This window comes from Spiroplasma endosymbiont of Notiophilus biguttatus (genome assembly GCF_964030985.1).
In the GTDB taxonomy this organism is placed as follows: Bacteria; Bacillota_I; Bacilli_A; order Mycoplasmatales; family VBWQ01; genus Spiroplasma_E; species Spiroplasma_E ixodetis_A.
Genome location: NZ_OZ034993.1, coordinates 533,989 through 547,981, shown reverse-complemented (window position 1 = coordinate 547,981; position 13,993 = coordinate 533,989). Strand labels below are relative to the sequence as shown.

The following is a 13,993-nucleotide window of genomic DNA, read 5'->3' as shown; positions in this document are numbered from 1 at the left end:
GATTTGCTGGATAATTATATAGTAAGTTTTTTTATTTTTATTTAAATTTATGTACTAACATATTAAAAAAATCTTGTAATTTATTAAAAATCTAATATAATAATACTTGACATAAAGAAAGTAGTTTTTACGCTCACCTGATAACTAAGTTGTTATAGGTTCAATGCTTTAAATTTTTATTTTTAAAATAAAGTTTTGTAGTGGTGAGTGTGCTTTTTAGCACACTTTTATTTATGCAAATTAAAGGAGGTATGTATGGCTTTTAAAAATAATGATAATTTATGAAATAGTAATATTCCCTTTTATGAATTTTTATTAATTGGTAATGATGGTACTAATTATGGTTTAATGAAAAAAAATGATGCTTTAAAAAAAGCAGAAGATTTAGGATATGACCTATTATGTATATCACCAAATGCTAAACCACCTGTTTGTAAAATGTTTAAATTTGATACATATCGTTTTGAACAACAAAAAAAGGAAAAAGAAGTTAAAAAAGCACAAAAATTAACAATTGTTGAAGAAAAAGAAATTCGACTAAGTGTTGTTATTGATAATAATGACATTAAAACAAAGGCAAATAAGGCTCGTAAGTTTCTAAGTAATGGTAACAAAGTAAAAGTTACATTAAAATATCGTGGTCGTGAATTACATAATCCTAAAGCAGGATTTGAAGTAATTACAAAATTTTATAAAGAATTAGAAGATATTTGTATTTATGATAAAAACTTTGATAAAAAAGAAAAAAATATACAAACTATTTATCTTTTTCCAAAAAAGAAAAATCAAGAAAATTAACAATAGGAGGTAAAATATGCCAAAAATGAAAACAAAAAAAGCTTTAAAAAAAAGAATTAAAGTAACAGGAAGTGGTAAATGAATGCGTAGTGGTGCTTTTGTTTCTCACTTAGCTCAAAATAAAACAACAAAACAAAAACGTCAATTACGTGGGTGAAGTGAAGTATCTGCTTCTGACTATAAGCGTTTAAAAGATTTAATTTAGGAAGGTGACAAAATAAATGGCTAGAGTTAAAGGCGGTTATACAACTAATCATCGTCGTAAAAAAATACTAAAAGCAGCAAAAGGATATTATGGGGCAAAACATAGTTTATATCGTACAGCAAATGAACAGGTAATCAACTCATTAGCATATGCTTATCGTGATCGTAAAAATTGTAAACGTGAGTTTCGCAAGTTATGAATTCAAAGAATTAATGCAGCTGTTCGTAATTATGATTTATCATATTCACGTTTTATTGATGGCTTAAATAAAGCTAATATTAATCTTAATCGTAAAATATTGTCTGAGTTATCAATTAATCAACCAGAAGAATTTGAGAAATTAGTTTTGGCGTCAAAATCTGCTTTAGCAAAATAAATAATTGCAAAATTTTAGGGAGCATACCGATGTTGTCTATAATATTCATTAAATGTCTATAAATTATAAAGTTAGACGAGAATAATTTAGACTTCAATATGCAATTGTATGTTAATCTTTAACACTTAACAAATATTAGTCAACAATAATACTTAGTTATATAATTCAAAAATTTTTATTAAATTAAAATTTAATAAGTTTTATTTTATTTTTAATTATTTTTCAATTGAAGTTTTTAATTTACAATAATTGTATGGCTGTATTTATTTGATAGCATTTAAAATTAACCATTTTTGTATACATATCAATGTTATAAGTTCTATCACCAATCATATGCTTTAAAATTTGTTTAATATTAGTTTCAGTAAAACAACCAATATTTTCAACTAATGTTTGGTTTAGTACACCATCTTTTGCATTAATAAAATAACCAACTTTTATTTTTTTATATTGTAAAATTAACAATTGTAAAAAATCAATTAATTCATAATATTGACCTTTGGAAAATAAATTTAGCATTTAAAATTTGAGCAGTTTTTCTAATTCATTTTGCAACTATCTCCACAAACTATTAAATTTGCTTGCTCAAAGTTTTCAAAATATAAATTACCATATGTTTCGATTAATTTAGCTGTTTTTTCTGCACGAATTTCTGTTTTTGATACTCTTATTTTACATACAGCTCTTTTATTAATTAATTTTCCATTTTTCTTTTTACCAGTACAAAATACTATTAATCTCATAGAACATTTTTTACAATTCTTAGTATTGTGTTTTTCATTAAACTTAAATTTTCTATGACCATCATCAATATTTATATATAAAGTTTGATTTGGTTGTAATGTATTTTAGGGATATTAGCTTTTGGTAATTCAAATTTTTGATATGTTCTACAAACTGTACTAGTACTTATTAAATCTTCAATAAAAGTATCACAAACATCACGATATTTTTTATCATCAGCAAAATATTTTAAAATTTGCTTAATAACATCTGGTGCTAATTTACTATACTTTTTAACATCAAGATATATATCTAACAATGATATATATTCAATTTTTTGTGTTTTTGAGTTATAATATGTACAAATACGTCGCTTATAAGTTAATAGGCCTTTTTTTGTTTTTAATTTTCTTTTTCTAAATTTACATGGTTTATATATAGATTTATCACATTCATTTCATAGTTTATCATCTATTTGTTTAAATAACTTTTGTGTTTGTTTTAAATTTAATTCATCTTGATTAAAATAATGTTGTTCTCAATTAAAATGATTTTGAAATAATAACATTTTTTATTTCCTTTCTAAATTTATTAATAATTAAATTTTAACTTATATATGTTAACTAAGGAGAAAATATACCATTCATTAGTAGTTATGCACAACTAAATAAAAAATATGATCTTAATTTTAGTGATAATAATTATGGTTTTAGTTGAGATATTTTTAAAGCATTTGTTGGTGATGAATGAGCAGAATATTTTACTACTAATTGTTTTTATCGTTTTATACCAACAGCACGTGGTACAAGAAAAACTTGAAATTGTTTAGCATTTGATTTATTTATTTGCTGTAATTTTAGTGATAGCAGTGTTCAAGAAGTAAGAAGATATGAAAATACCCATAGTGAAACTACTATTGGTGCATTAATGAATGTTTGTCAAGTTTTACTAGATAAATATGATATTAATTTATAATAACGGAATTTTACGTTTATTGGCAATAACTTATATACATTATTATTTCTGAAAACTATAATTAGATATTAGTAAAATAAAATCTAATTAAAGGTGATTGAAAATGAATATTTTAGACATAATAAATAAATTTCCAAACCAAGAATCTTGTATAAAATTTTTAGAAGAAATAAGATGAAATAACAAACCAAAATGTCTTTTTTGTTTTAGTGAAAAAGTTAACTCTGTTTTAAAAGAGTCGCGTTATAAATGCAAAAAATGTCATAAGTCTTTTAGTGTAACTGCTCAAACTATTTTTCATCATACACGTGTACCACTTCAAAAGTGATTTATTTTAATAGTATTAATGGCTAATGCTAAAAAAAGTTTATCATCATCTCAAGCTTCAAGAGACTTAAATTTACGTTTAGCAACTGTATGAAAAATGATGCATAAAATTAGAAAGGCAATGGCTAATGATGAGATTAAATTATTAGCAAAAATATTAGAGATGGATGAAACATATGTGGGTGGAAAACCGCGTAAATATAATGATGTTGATAATAAAAATAACTCATTACGTGGTAGAGGAACTAGTAAAGAGTGTGTTGTTGGCATTATTGAACGAAATGGTAATGTTAAATTATTTCATGCAAAAAATAAAAGTATTAAATCTGAAGATTTAATGAAAATAGTTAAAGAAAATGTTGATATTAACAATTCTATTCTTTTTACTGATGAATATCGTGGATATTATAAAATGAATAAAATTTTACCACATGAATAAGTTAATCACAAAAAATATTTTTCTTATAATGGTATTCATACAAATACAATAGAAAGTTTTTGAGCAATATTAAAAAGAGGTTTTATCGGCCAATTTCATTGAGTTTCAAAAAAATGACTCCAATCTTATTTAAATGAATTTTGTTTTAAATATAATAACCGTAAAGAAAAAATCACATTTAAAAATATCATAATTAAATTATTTATTAAGAATTAAGTGTTAACCAATAAGCGTAAAATTCCGAAATTATTTATTAAGAATTAAGTGTTAACCAATAAGCGTAAAATTCCGTATAATAATACCCATGGTATTAAATGAAAAATTACTAAGGATGGTGGATGTATTATTTTTCCTAATAATCAGCAAATTGATTTTATTGGTTATGCTAATGGTAATAAGATTTTTGGAAAAGAAGCGGGTGGGTCAAGTTTTTTAGGTTCAAGAACAGATGAAATAATAATGGCTGAAGAAAAAGAAACTTTAACAGAAAAGCAATTAACATATCGATATGAAAGATTACAAAATTCTATGTTTAGAAGTAATCGTATTAAAGTATCAAATGAACCTATTAAAGAGTGAAGTTGAACATTTATTGATAAAAATATACGGAATTTTACGCTTATTGGTTAACACTTAATTCTTAATAAATAATTTAATTATGATATTTTTAAATGTGATTTTTTCTTTACGGTTATTATATTTAAAACAAAATTCATTTAAATAAGATTGGAGTCATTTTTTTGAAACTCAATGAAATTGGCCGATAAAACCTCTTTTTAATATTGCTCAAAAACTTTCTATTGTATTTGTATGAATACCATTATAAGAAAAATATTTTTTGTGATTAACTTATTCATGTGGTAAAATTTTATTCATTTTATAATATCCACGATATTCATCAGTAAAAAGAATAGAATTGTTAATATCAACATTTTCTTTAACTATTTTCATTAAATCTTCAGATTTAATACTGGCATTGGTTAGATAAGTTTACTTTCTTGTCTTCAAATCTGTACAAATTGATTTGGAGGCATTTTCAATCTAATAACTATTCTATCATTGTTTCAATATCTAACAAATTTTTCTAATATTTTATTAAAACTTTCCATACTTTCAAAAGTGCTACCAAACATCATTTTAAAATCTCTTTTAATTCAACGATTTAAACATTCACTAACTTGATTACCTTTAAAACCTGATAGACTTTTTGAGTGAATTAGATTAGTACTTGTATTAAAAACTTTACTAACAATTTCGCTTGTATTAGCAAAACCTAAATCTGATTGAATAGTCGTAAAATTACATTGTTTAGCACTCGCTAATTCTATTTGATTAACCACATTTAACACAGTTTTGGCATTTTCACTTTTGTTTATTTTTCAGCCAACAATTGAATTACTGTACATATCAGTAGCAAAAACAACTAATAATTTTGTTTTTTTATCACCAATAATTATATTTTTAAATCATGTGCCATCCATACCAACTTTTTCAAGTAATAACTTACTTGAAAAATTACGTTTTAATAAATCTTTATTATTTTTTAAATCACTATTTTCTACTACTCTATTTGTTGATTTAGGTTCTAATAATAATTTAATATTATTATCTTTTAATATTTGTTTTATGCTTGTTTTACTGCATTTAAGACCTTTATTTTTCATTTTTAATGAAAACTATTTTGTTTATTGCTTGTATCAAATTATCATTAATTTTTGATTGATATTGCTTTTTACCTTTTTTTACTCATAAATAGTATTCTGTTTTGCTAATAGCTATGTAAACAATAATTTTATTTAATTGATGACCTTTTTGCTTATATTTTTCTACTATTAAAAAACACTTATATTTTAATAATTTACTATTTTTTCCCCTTGTTAATTTCTTTTCACAGGCTAATTGCTCCTTTAAAAGTTCTTTTTCAACCTCATCTTTTAAAGCTTGTTTTCTAAGTTTATCAATTTCTTTGTTTAATAGTTTAATTTCAATATCTTTCTTATCGATCCTGTGAGAAGTTTGGGATTTAGAAATTTTGGTGAATGCATTTTCACCTTTAATTTGATATTGGTTAACCCAATTATAAATTAATACTGGAGTTGATAATTTATATTTGACTTGAATTTCATGTATTTTTAGTTTTTTATCAACTAAATACTCATTAACAACGGCTAATTTTGTTTCTTTTGAATAAACTTTATAATTCATAATTTCTCCTTCTGTATTAATTATTTTTAATTATATTACAGATTGAAAATATTAATTGGTAAACTTAAGTAACTGATGCCAAATCATGATTTTAAAACTTTTAAGAATTCAAAGTTAAAGTTTTTACCAGAAACTATAATTCTTGCAGATAAAGGTTATCAAGGTTTACAAAAAATTCATGCTAATACATTTTTACCCATTAAAATTAGCAAAAATAATCCTAAAACAAATAAAACCAAAATCTTTAATAAGATTATTAATAAAACTCGTAGAAAAATTGAACATGTTTTTGCATTTTTAAAATGTTTTAAGATTATTGGTTATAAATTTAGAAAAGCCAGAAAACGAATATTTTTAAGATTTAATTTAATTGCAGGATTTTATAATTTATCATTAAAACTTAAAAACGTTATGCAGTAAGTCTATTAATATTTTAATTGAACCGGCACCGCTTAATTTTTTTTACAAGTTTTAAATTTATTTTCTCGCCCAAAAAATTTTTCAAAAAAAATAAAAAATAAAACCAACACTTACTCACTTGGAGGTGGTAAGGTTGGTTAAATAATAAGAATATAATAAAATAACTAATTGATTTATAATGTTCTTATATAAGAATATAATAGGTTCCCTAGCAGGTCTATATATACTAGTTTCCAATTCGCTCCCACCCCAAGAATTACCATTACTGGTTAGTATATTTTATTAGGTATCACTCCACTTATTATTTATCCATGCAAGTCCACATGTTTTAGCTACTATTTTTAACAACTGTGTTGTAGTTCACTTTTTTAATTCCCTAAGAACCTGTTTAGAATCTTTTAGAGAATAAGGTAAAATTACTATATATTTTAAAATAAGAGGTATATATGCATAAAAATTATCCAAGTCATGTCACTAAAGAACAATTTGAGAACATAAGATTAATTTTAGAAAATGTCAAAAAGAAAACAAAACCAAGAAATTTAGATTTATATGAAGTATTTTGTGCAGTTTTATATGTATTAAAAAGTGGTTGTCAATGAAGAATGTTACCAAAAAATTTTCCAAAATGACAAACTGTATATTATTATTTTCAAATTTGAAGTAAAAATAATGGTAAAGAACCTAGCATATGACAATTAATTTTAAAAAAAATTAGTTAGAAAAGTTCGTATCAATAATCATCGAAAAGAAAAAACCAGTTTTTGTATAATTGATTCACAAAGTGTTAAAAATACAGATACTACTAAAAACAAAGGTTATGATGCTGGTAAAAAGATTTCAGGAATAAAACGTCATATTGCTGTTGATTCTCAAGGTTTACCACATGCAATTTACGTAACTACAGCAGAAAAAACAGATCGTAATAGTGCTATAATAATGATTCAAAATGAAAAAGAAAATCTTTCTACAGTTCAAAAAATAATAGTAGATGCTGGTTATACTGGTGAAAAATTTGCTTCTGCAATCAAAACAATTATAAATGCGAATGTTGAAGTTGTAAAACGTAATGAATTACATTCTTTTGTAGTATTACCAAAAAGATGAGTTGTAGAGCGAAGTTTTGCTTGATTAGAAAAATGTAGAAGATTATGAAAAAATTGTGAAAGAAAATTAAATACTAGTTTACAAATGGTTGTTCTTTCCTTTATTTCAATTTTATTAAAAAGATTCTAAACAGGTTCTAACACGTGTTGATAATAGTGTTAAAGAAGATTATTAATTATTAACTTTCTCCTACTTGGTCACTGCGTGTAGTAGATATTTAAAGGTTGTTAATAATAAAAATTTTAAAATTTTACAATTACAAAAAAAGACAAGATTTTATTATCAGACTTACTGCATAACTAGTTAACTTTTTATTTTTTTGTTATTATTAAAATAAAATTTGAATAGTTAAGGATAAACTTTATGACATATTTTGAATTAAAAGATAAATCTGATCAATATTTTCGTAAAATAGTGGGTATTAATAAACTCGTTTTTAACGAAATTTTAAATATTTTATTAGAACATCAAAAACTCAAAACTACTATTGGTGGAAGGCCATATAAAATGTCAATAGAAGATCGACTAGTAATGAGTTTAAGATATTTATATGAAAATCGTACATATCATAGTATTGGTGCTGAGTATGGTATGGTTGATACTACTGCTTTACGAAATATTCGTTCAATTGAAGATATTTTAATAAAGAATAATAAGTTTAATAATTTAACAAATAAAAATATTTTTTTAAAAAGAAGAATTAAAAAATAAAATTTTGATAATTGATGTAACAGAGGTAGAAACAGAACGACCAAAATATAACCAAAAAGATTGATTTTCTGGTAAAAAATGAATGCATACTGTTAAGTTTCAAACCGTAATTAATGCAAATACTAATGAAATTTTAAATATTTTTTCTGATATTGGTAAAAATCATGATTTTAAAACTTTTAAGAATTCAAAGTTAAAGTTTTTACCAGAAACTATAATTCTTGCAGATAAAGGTTATCAAGGTTTACAAAAAATTCATGCTAATACATTTTTACCCATTAAAATTAGCAAAAATAATCCTAAAACAAATAAAACCAAAATCTTTAATAAGATTATTAATAAAACTCGTAGAAAAATTGAACATGTTTTTGCATTTTTAAAATGTTTTAAGATTATTGGTTATAAATTTAGAAAAGCCAGAAAACGAATATTTTTAAGATTTAATTTAATTGCAGGATTTTATAATTTATCATTAAAACTTAAAAACGTTATGCAGTAAGTCTATCGTCTTTTATCATTTATTTTTAATTCAAGGGTTTAAAAAAGAAAGGAGCTATTTTTAAAAATTTTTTGTTATAGACATCTTCGCCACGCTCCCAAATTTTATATAAATTTCAAAGAATATTTTTTTATCACAAACTTTGTTTTATAATATATTTAATGGTAAAATTAAAAAAATAAATTCGCTTCTTAGTATAAAAATAAGAAAGAAATTTAAAAAAGAGGGGGCTATTATGCAATTTGTTTTTCTTGCATTTTTTGATGGTAATCCACAAGCAGTTATTAATCCTTTATTTGGTATGTATTATTGAATTGGCTTATCTATATCATTATTCTTGATAATTAGTTTATTTATTTTTAAAAGGTTTTATGCTAATTTAAGTAAGTGTTATAGTTTTAAATGTAGTTTAGGTATTTTTCAAATAGTTTTATATATTAGTTTTTATATTGTTCATGGATTGAATGGTGATAATTATCAATGGTATGATTATTTTCCTTTTCAATTATGTTCAGTATTAAATATTACTAGTGGTATATTATTAATTATTCCAAATAAAAGTTTGTTTAATATTACCTTTCCTTTAATTGGTCCTGTTATTTTGGCATTTTTATTACCAGATAAAACAAAATGAGTTTTTGGTCCACAGCATTTTCTTTATTGAAATTATTATTTTATTCATATTATTATTCTTTTTTCTTATTTACTTTTATATTTATATGGTCATATTGAATATGACAAAATATATATCAAAAAAAGTATATTATATTTAACTTTATTTGGTAGTGGTGTTTTTATTTTTAATACTTCTTTTGGTACTAATTACTTATTTATTGGTAATGCTGGTTATACAGCAAGTTTTGGTAAAAAAGTATTAGATACTTCAGTGTGGTTACCAATTTTACGTTTTACATTTATGTCTGTTGTTGGTATTTCATTATTAGTTTTAACGTATATTTTTATTATAAAAACTTTATCTCCTTTTTATTTAGAAAAAGGAACAAAAATTAATCCTATTTACAAAGATAAAAAATGATTAATTACAAAATTTTATAAAAAATTAAATTTAAAAGATAAAAAAATAATGAAATCTTAATTAATAATTAAAAAAAGAAAGTGAGTTAATTATGTTAAATTCAAAACAATTTTCAAGAATTATCCAACTTCAAAATGAGTTAGATAAAAAAATCATTATTAATCGTGGTGTTAGCGATATTAAAACATTAAATTCTAGATTTTTAGCACTTTTAGTTGAATTAGGTGAATTTGCAAATGAACAAAGATGTTTTAAATATTGAAGTTCAAAACCGAGTAGTGAAAAATCAGTAATGCTTGAAGAATATATTGATAGTCTTCATTTTATTCTTAGTATTGGTAATAGCCTTAATATTGATTTTAAAAATTTTAGTTTTTCAGAAAAAACAAATTATCAAGATCTTAATCTTGCATTCATTGATTTATTTGCTTTTGTTACAATTTTTTTTAAATCAAAATCAAGTAATGATTTTTTTGAATTATTAAATATTTATTTTACAATTGGTAAAAAATGTAACTTTAATAGTGAAGACATTATTTCTTGTTATATTTATAAAAATGAAATAAATCATTTACGACAATCACAAAATTATTAATGGAAATAAGTGATAGTTTTATTTAGGAGATTAAAATGACTAATGTTAAAATTTTCAATTATAATAATACAAAATGAGAGTACATTATTATATATAAACAGCAAAAACATATGTATTTAAAAGTGCGTAATAATCAAATTATTATTAGTGCTCCATTTTTTATGCAAGAAAAATTAATTGAAGATTTCATTTTAAAAAGTTTACCTAAAATTTTAAAAAAGAAAACTATAGTAAAACCTAATATTATTAATAATAATAATGACAGTTATCTTTATTTTTTAAGTAAAAAATATCAATTAATTACTAAGTATCATTCAAAAAAAACCATTATTTATTTTGAATTTAATAATTTGGTAGTATGCACAAATATTCAAGATGATAAGCAAATATTAATTAAAATTCAAAAGTTTTTAAAAGAAGAATCAAAAAATATTTTTATGAGTCGTTTACAATATTGATCAGAAATTATGAATATTCAGTTTTCAGTACTAAAAATTCGTTCGATGTTAAATAAATGAGGTGTTTGTCAACCAAATACTAAAATTATTACACTTAATTATAAATTAATTCATTTTGATTATGCTGTAATTGATTATGTTATAATTCATGAGTTAACGCATATAATTTATGCTCATCATCAAAAAATATTTTGAAATTTTGTTGCTCAATATTGTCCAGATTTTCAAGATTGTCAAAAAATATTAAAACAAGGAGTTATGGATGAAACAAATAACTTCACTTAAAAATCCAATAATTCAAGAATTAGTTTTATTACATGAAAGAAAACATCGCAATTTTAAAAAAATGTTTTTAATTGAAGGAGAACATTTAATTAGTATTGCATTATTAAAAAAAAGATTGCTTGCAGTATATGTTGATGAGAAGTATTTAGACAAATATGCAAATTTATTAAAAGATTGTAATAATATTGAAGTTATTGTTGTAAGTAGTATGATTATTAAAAAAATTTCACAACAAAAAACACCACAACCAATAATTGGCGTTTGTAATATTGTTAAACCTTTAAATTATTTTTATTCTTCTAATATTATTCTAATTGATACAATTCAAGATCCAGGTAATTTAGGAAATATTTTACGCAGTGTTACTGCTTTCAATATTTCTGAAGTATATTTATCAAATGAAAGTGTTGATTTATATAATCACAAAGTAATTAGTGCAAGTCAAGGAGCTATTTTTTATACTAATGTGTATTATGAAAATTTTGATCAATTTTTATTAAAAGTAAAAAATGCAAATTATATGATTTATGGTACATTTCTACATGAAGATAATAGTACTAATTTATCTAAAATTACCTTTAAGCAAAAGAATGCTTTTTTATTTGGCAATGAAGGGCAAGGCATTAATAAAAAGTATAAAGATAAAATTAATAGTAATATTTTTATTCCAACTTCTTTCAATGTTGAATCATTAAATTTAGCAACAAGTGTAGCAATAGTAACGTATTGCTTATATATTAAAATAAATTATACTTATTTTAAATTATAAAAATTTAATGGACTTCTCCCCACATGTACTTGTGGAGGGAACAATGAAACTGAATGAGTTCAACAATGCTTTTCAAACTGAACAGCAATGTCTTGCATATATAGCAAATTTGAAAGAAAACAAATGTATTAGGTGTTCTAGTTTTAATTTGAATACTTCTGATTTAAAAAGAATAAGATGTTTGAAATGTAATCAAACATTTAGTATTCTCACGGGTACCATATTTTCAAAGTCACAAACATCTTTAAGATCATGATTTTACCTCATCTTTAGATGAATAAACACCAAACATGGAATTCCGTCAACTGATGTTTCAAAAGAATTGGGAGTGACCTTAAAAACAGCATGGAGAATGGGTCATAAAATTAGAACACGTATTGCAAAACAAGAACCTCAATTTATTGTTGAAGGCACAGTGCAAATTGATGAAATGTATCTTTCACATATGGCTTTTAAAAAACGGAAGATTCTTGAAAAATAAAACATTGATTGTTGGCATTTATGAAAAAACAACTAATAATTTAATTGTGAAAGTATTGAAAAATGCAAAAAGTAAAAGTCTTTTGAATTTTGCAAGAAGCCACATTTCTTCAAAATGTCATGTATATACTGATGATTGAAAAGGATATTGCGATTTCAAATTGGTTTTCCCAAAACATAAAACAGTTAACCATCAAGATGGTTATGTTTCAAAAACTGGTGTAAATACCAATCAAATTAAATCAGTTTGAAAACATATAAGAAGAACATTTAAAACACATATCAAAGTTGCAAAACATCATGTTTATTTATATGCCAAAGAAGCTGCATATATATAAATTCAACAAGATACCTAGTTTTGAAATTGTAATGCTGTGTTTAATTTAAAAATGTGGAGAGAAGTCCGTAGATACGCTTTTCTCAGCATTTATGTGATAAAATTAAAAAATAGTACATAAAGGAAGAAAAGCAAAATTTAATTATACATATTAACAAATTAATGGAGGAATAGAATGTTAGCGGTTAACGATTTAAAAAAAAGATTAGAAATTATTAGACATCAAGCATTTAATAATATTGATGAAGTTGCTGATTTACATAAATTACAAGTTTTAAAATCACAATATTTAGGTAAAAATTCGGATATTAATAATATATTAAAATCTTTAGAAAAGTTTCCTCATAATTTTAGAATTGAAATTGGTCAATCAACTAATAAGTTAAAAAAAGAAATTAATGAATATATAATAAAAAAATTTAATGAAATTGAGAAAGAGAATATTAATGAACGTCTTAAATCTTCAGAAATCGATTTAACACTACCGGGTATTGATTTTAATATTGGTCACATCAATCCTCTAATAAAAACCGTTACTGAGATATCTGAAATTTTTAAAAATATGGGTTATCAAATCATTAGTGGTAACGAAGTAGAAAATGAAGAATATAATTTTAATCGCTTAAATTTACCATTTGATCATCCAGCAAGAGATATGCAAGATACTTTTTATCTTGAAAATAATAATGATAAACTTAATCGTTGATTATTAAGAACACACGCTACAAATATGACTGCACGCATTCTTAGCGAGCAAGATAAAAATTCAAAAGAAACCACGGCTATTATTAGTTTAGGAAATGTTTATCGAAAAGATGATGATGATGTTACTCATTCTCATCAATTTATGCAAGTTGATGGGTTTTTAGTTGGATCTAATATTACTTTTGCAAATTTAAAATGAACATTAAATTATTTTTGTCAGCAATTTTTTGGTATGGAAACTAAAACAAGATTACGTCCTAGTTATTTCCCATTTACGGAGCCTTCAGTTGAAGTAGATGTAAGTTGCCCAAAATGTAATACAGAAGGTTGTTCATTATGTAAATATACTGGTTGAATTGAAGTTTTAGGTGCTGGTATGATTCACCCAAATGTTTTTATTGCTGCAGGTTTAGATGAAACAACAGCAGGTTTTGCCTTTGGTGTAGGTATTGAAAGAATTACTATGATTAAATATGGCATTGACGATATCAGATTATTTTATAATAATGATTTTCGATTCTTAAAACAATTTTAAAAATTAAA

21 protein-coding genes are annotated in these 13,993 nt (G+C 23.3%); 16 read left to right on the top strand and 5 right to left on the bottom strand.

Annotated elements, in window-relative coordinates:
- The first annotated feature begins 255 nt into the window (after positions 1-255).
- The 3 genes from infC to rplT are packed head-to-tail and all read left to right on the top strand — an operon-like array spanning position 256 to position 1,379.
- On the top strand, positions 256-798 hold the full coding sequence (infC, locus tag AAHM85_RS03310) for a translation initiation factor IF-3 (protein WP_342260985.1): 543 nt from the start codon (positions 256-258) through the stop codon (positions 796-798).
- A 16-nt stretch (positions 799-814) separates the two neighbouring features.
- Positions 815-1,003, top strand: coding sequence for a 50S ribosomal protein L35 (gene rpmI, locus AAHM85_RS03305; protein WP_174480739.1), 189 nt, complete (start codon positions 815-817; stop codon positions 1,001-1,003).
- A gap of 16 nt (positions 1,004-1,019) precedes the next feature.
- Entirely contained in the window at positions 1,020-1,379 is a 360-nt protein-coding gene (gene rplT, locus AAHM85_RS03300; protein ID WP_342260984.1) for a 50S ribosomal protein L20, read from the top strand.
- A gap of 240 nt (positions 1,380-1,619) precedes the next feature.
- Here the strand turns inward: rplT and AAHM85_RS03295 are convergent, their stop codons facing one another.
- From AAHM85_RS03295 to AAHM85_RS03285, 3 genes are all read right to left on the bottom strand, one after another.
- On the bottom strand, positions 1,620-1,844 hold the full coding sequence (locus AAHM85_RS03295; protein WP_342260983.1) for a hypothetical protein: 225 nt from the start codon (positions 1,842-1,844) through the stop codon (positions 1,620-1,622).
- Between the two features lie 74 nt (positions 1,845-1,918).
- A complete protein-coding gene (locus AAHM85_RS03290; RefSeq protein ID WP_342260982.1) occupies positions 1,919-2,122 on the bottom strand; it encodes a hypothetical protein in 204 nt (67 codons plus the stop codon).
- A gap of 71 nt (positions 2,123-2,193) precedes the next feature.
- A complete protein-coding gene (locus AAHM85_RS03285) occupies positions 2,194-2,670 on the bottom strand; it encodes a UPF0236 family transposase-like protein (RefSeq protein WP_342260981.1) in 477 nt (158 codons plus the stop codon).
- A gap of 510 nt (positions 2,671-3,180) precedes the next feature.
- Between AAHM85_RS03285 and AAHM85_RS03280 the strand changes: the two genes are divergently transcribed.
- Entirely contained in the window at positions 3,181-3,843 is a 663-nt protein-coding gene (locus tag AAHM85_RS03280) for an IS1595 family transposase (RefSeq protein WP_342260980.1), read from the top strand.
- Positions 3,844-4,107: 264 nt separating this feature from the next.
- Positions 4,108-4,473: a hypothetical protein gene (locus AAHM85_RS03275; protein ID WP_342260979.1), complete on the top strand. Its 366-nt coding sequence runs from the start codon at positions 4,108-4,110 to the stop codon at positions 4,471-4,473.
- Between the two features lie 350 nt (positions 4,474-4,823).
- On the opposite strand, the gene AAHM85_RS03270 is transcribed toward AAHM85_RS03275, so the two are convergent.
- Both AAHM85_RS03270 and AAHM85_RS03265 read right to left on the bottom strand, forming a co-directional pair.
- Positions 4,824-5,507 (bottom strand): IS3 family transposase, encoded by a 684-nt coding sequence (locus AAHM85_RS03270; protein ID WP_342260978.1) that lies wholly within the window; start codon positions 5,505-5,507, stop codon positions 4,824-4,826.
- Positions 5,497-6,048 (bottom strand): transposase, encoded by a 552-nt coding sequence (locus AAHM85_RS03265; protein ID WP_342260977.1) that lies wholly within the window; start codon positions 6,046-6,048, stop codon positions 5,497-5,499. The genes AAHM85_RS03270 and AAHM85_RS03265 overlap by 11 nt, the downstream gene beginning before the upstream one ends.
- Before the next feature lie 75 nt (positions 6,049-6,123).
- Between AAHM85_RS03265 and AAHM85_RS03260 the strand changes: the two genes are divergently transcribed.
- The 11 genes from AAHM85_RS03260 (at position 6,124) to pheS (ending at position 13,985) form a co-directional block, all read left to right on the top strand.
- Complete coding sequence (locus AAHM85_RS03260) at positions 6,124-6,468, top strand: transposase family protein (RefSeq protein ID WP_342260976.1); 345 nt, start codon at positions 6,124-6,126, stop codon at positions 6,466-6,468.
- Positions 6,469-6,914: 446 nt separating this feature from the next.
- Positions 6,915-7,704, top strand: a protein-coding gene (locus tag AAHM85_RS03255) for an IS5 family transposase (RefSeq protein WP_342260572.1) whose coding sequence is annotated in 2 segments (ribosomal slippage) — positions 6,915-7,175 and positions 7,177-7,704 — 789 coding nt in all. Because the reading frame shifts where the segments join, the coding sequence is not laid out codon by codon here.
- A 234-nt stretch (positions 7,705-7,938) separates the two neighbouring features.
- Positions 7,939-8,286 (top strand): transposase family protein, encoded by a 348-nt coding sequence (locus AAHM85_RS03250; RefSeq protein ID WP_342260488.1) that lies wholly within the window; start codon positions 7,939-7,941, stop codon positions 8,284-8,286.
- Between the two features lie 4 nt (positions 8,287-8,290).
- The gene (locus AAHM85_RS03245; RefSeq protein WP_342260487.1) at positions 8,291-8,785 is read left to right on the top strand and encodes a transposase family protein; all 495 of its coding nucleotides are present in this window, start codon (positions 8,291-8,293) and stop codon (positions 8,783-8,785) included.
- A gap of 235 nt (positions 8,786-9,020) precedes the next feature.
- Positions 9,021-9,881 carry a hypothetical protein gene (locus tag AAHM85_RS03240; RefSeq protein ID WP_342260975.1) on the top strand — a complete coding sequence of 287 codons (861 nt, stop codon included), beginning with the start codon at positions 9,021-9,023 and terminating at the stop codon, positions 9,879-9,881.
- 31 nt (positions 9,882-9,912) lie between these two features.
- On the top strand, positions 9,913-10,416 hold the full coding sequence (locus AAHM85_RS03235) for a dUTP diphosphatase (protein WP_342260974.1): 504 nt from the start codon (positions 9,913-9,915) through the stop codon (positions 10,414-10,416).
- 35 nt (positions 10,417-10,451) lie between these two features.
- Positions 10,452-11,159, top strand: coding sequence for a SprT family zinc-dependent metalloprotease (locus AAHM85_RS03230; protein ID WP_342260973.1), 708 nt, complete (start codon positions 10,452-10,454; stop codon positions 11,157-11,159).
- Complete coding sequence (locus AAHM85_RS03225; RefSeq protein WP_342260972.1) at positions 11,137-11,928, top strand: RNA methyltransferase; 792 nt, start codon at positions 11,137-11,139, stop codon at positions 11,926-11,928. Before AAHM85_RS03230 ends, AAHM85_RS03225 begins: the two co-directional genes overlap by 23 nt.
- Positions 11,929-11,959: 31 nt before the next feature.
- Positions 11,960-12,409 (top strand): hypothetical protein, encoded by a 450-nt coding sequence (locus tag AAHM85_RS03220; protein WP_342260971.1) that lies wholly within the window; start codon positions 11,960-11,962, stop codon positions 12,407-12,409.
- Complete coding sequence (locus tag AAHM85_RS03215) at positions 12,399-12,746, top strand: transposase (RefSeq protein ID WP_342260970.1); 348 nt, start codon at positions 12,399-12,401, stop codon at positions 12,744-12,746. The genes AAHM85_RS03220 and AAHM85_RS03215 overlap by 11 nt, the downstream gene beginning before the upstream one ends.
- 174 nt (positions 12,747-12,920) lie before the next feature.
- Positions 12,921-13,985: a phenylalanine--tRNA ligase subunit alpha gene (gene pheS / locus AAHM85_RS03210; RefSeq protein WP_342260969.1), complete on the top strand. Its 1,065-nt coding sequence runs from the start codon at positions 12,921-12,923 to the stop codon at positions 13,983-13,985.
- Positions 13,986-13,993: the final 8 nt, after the last annotated feature.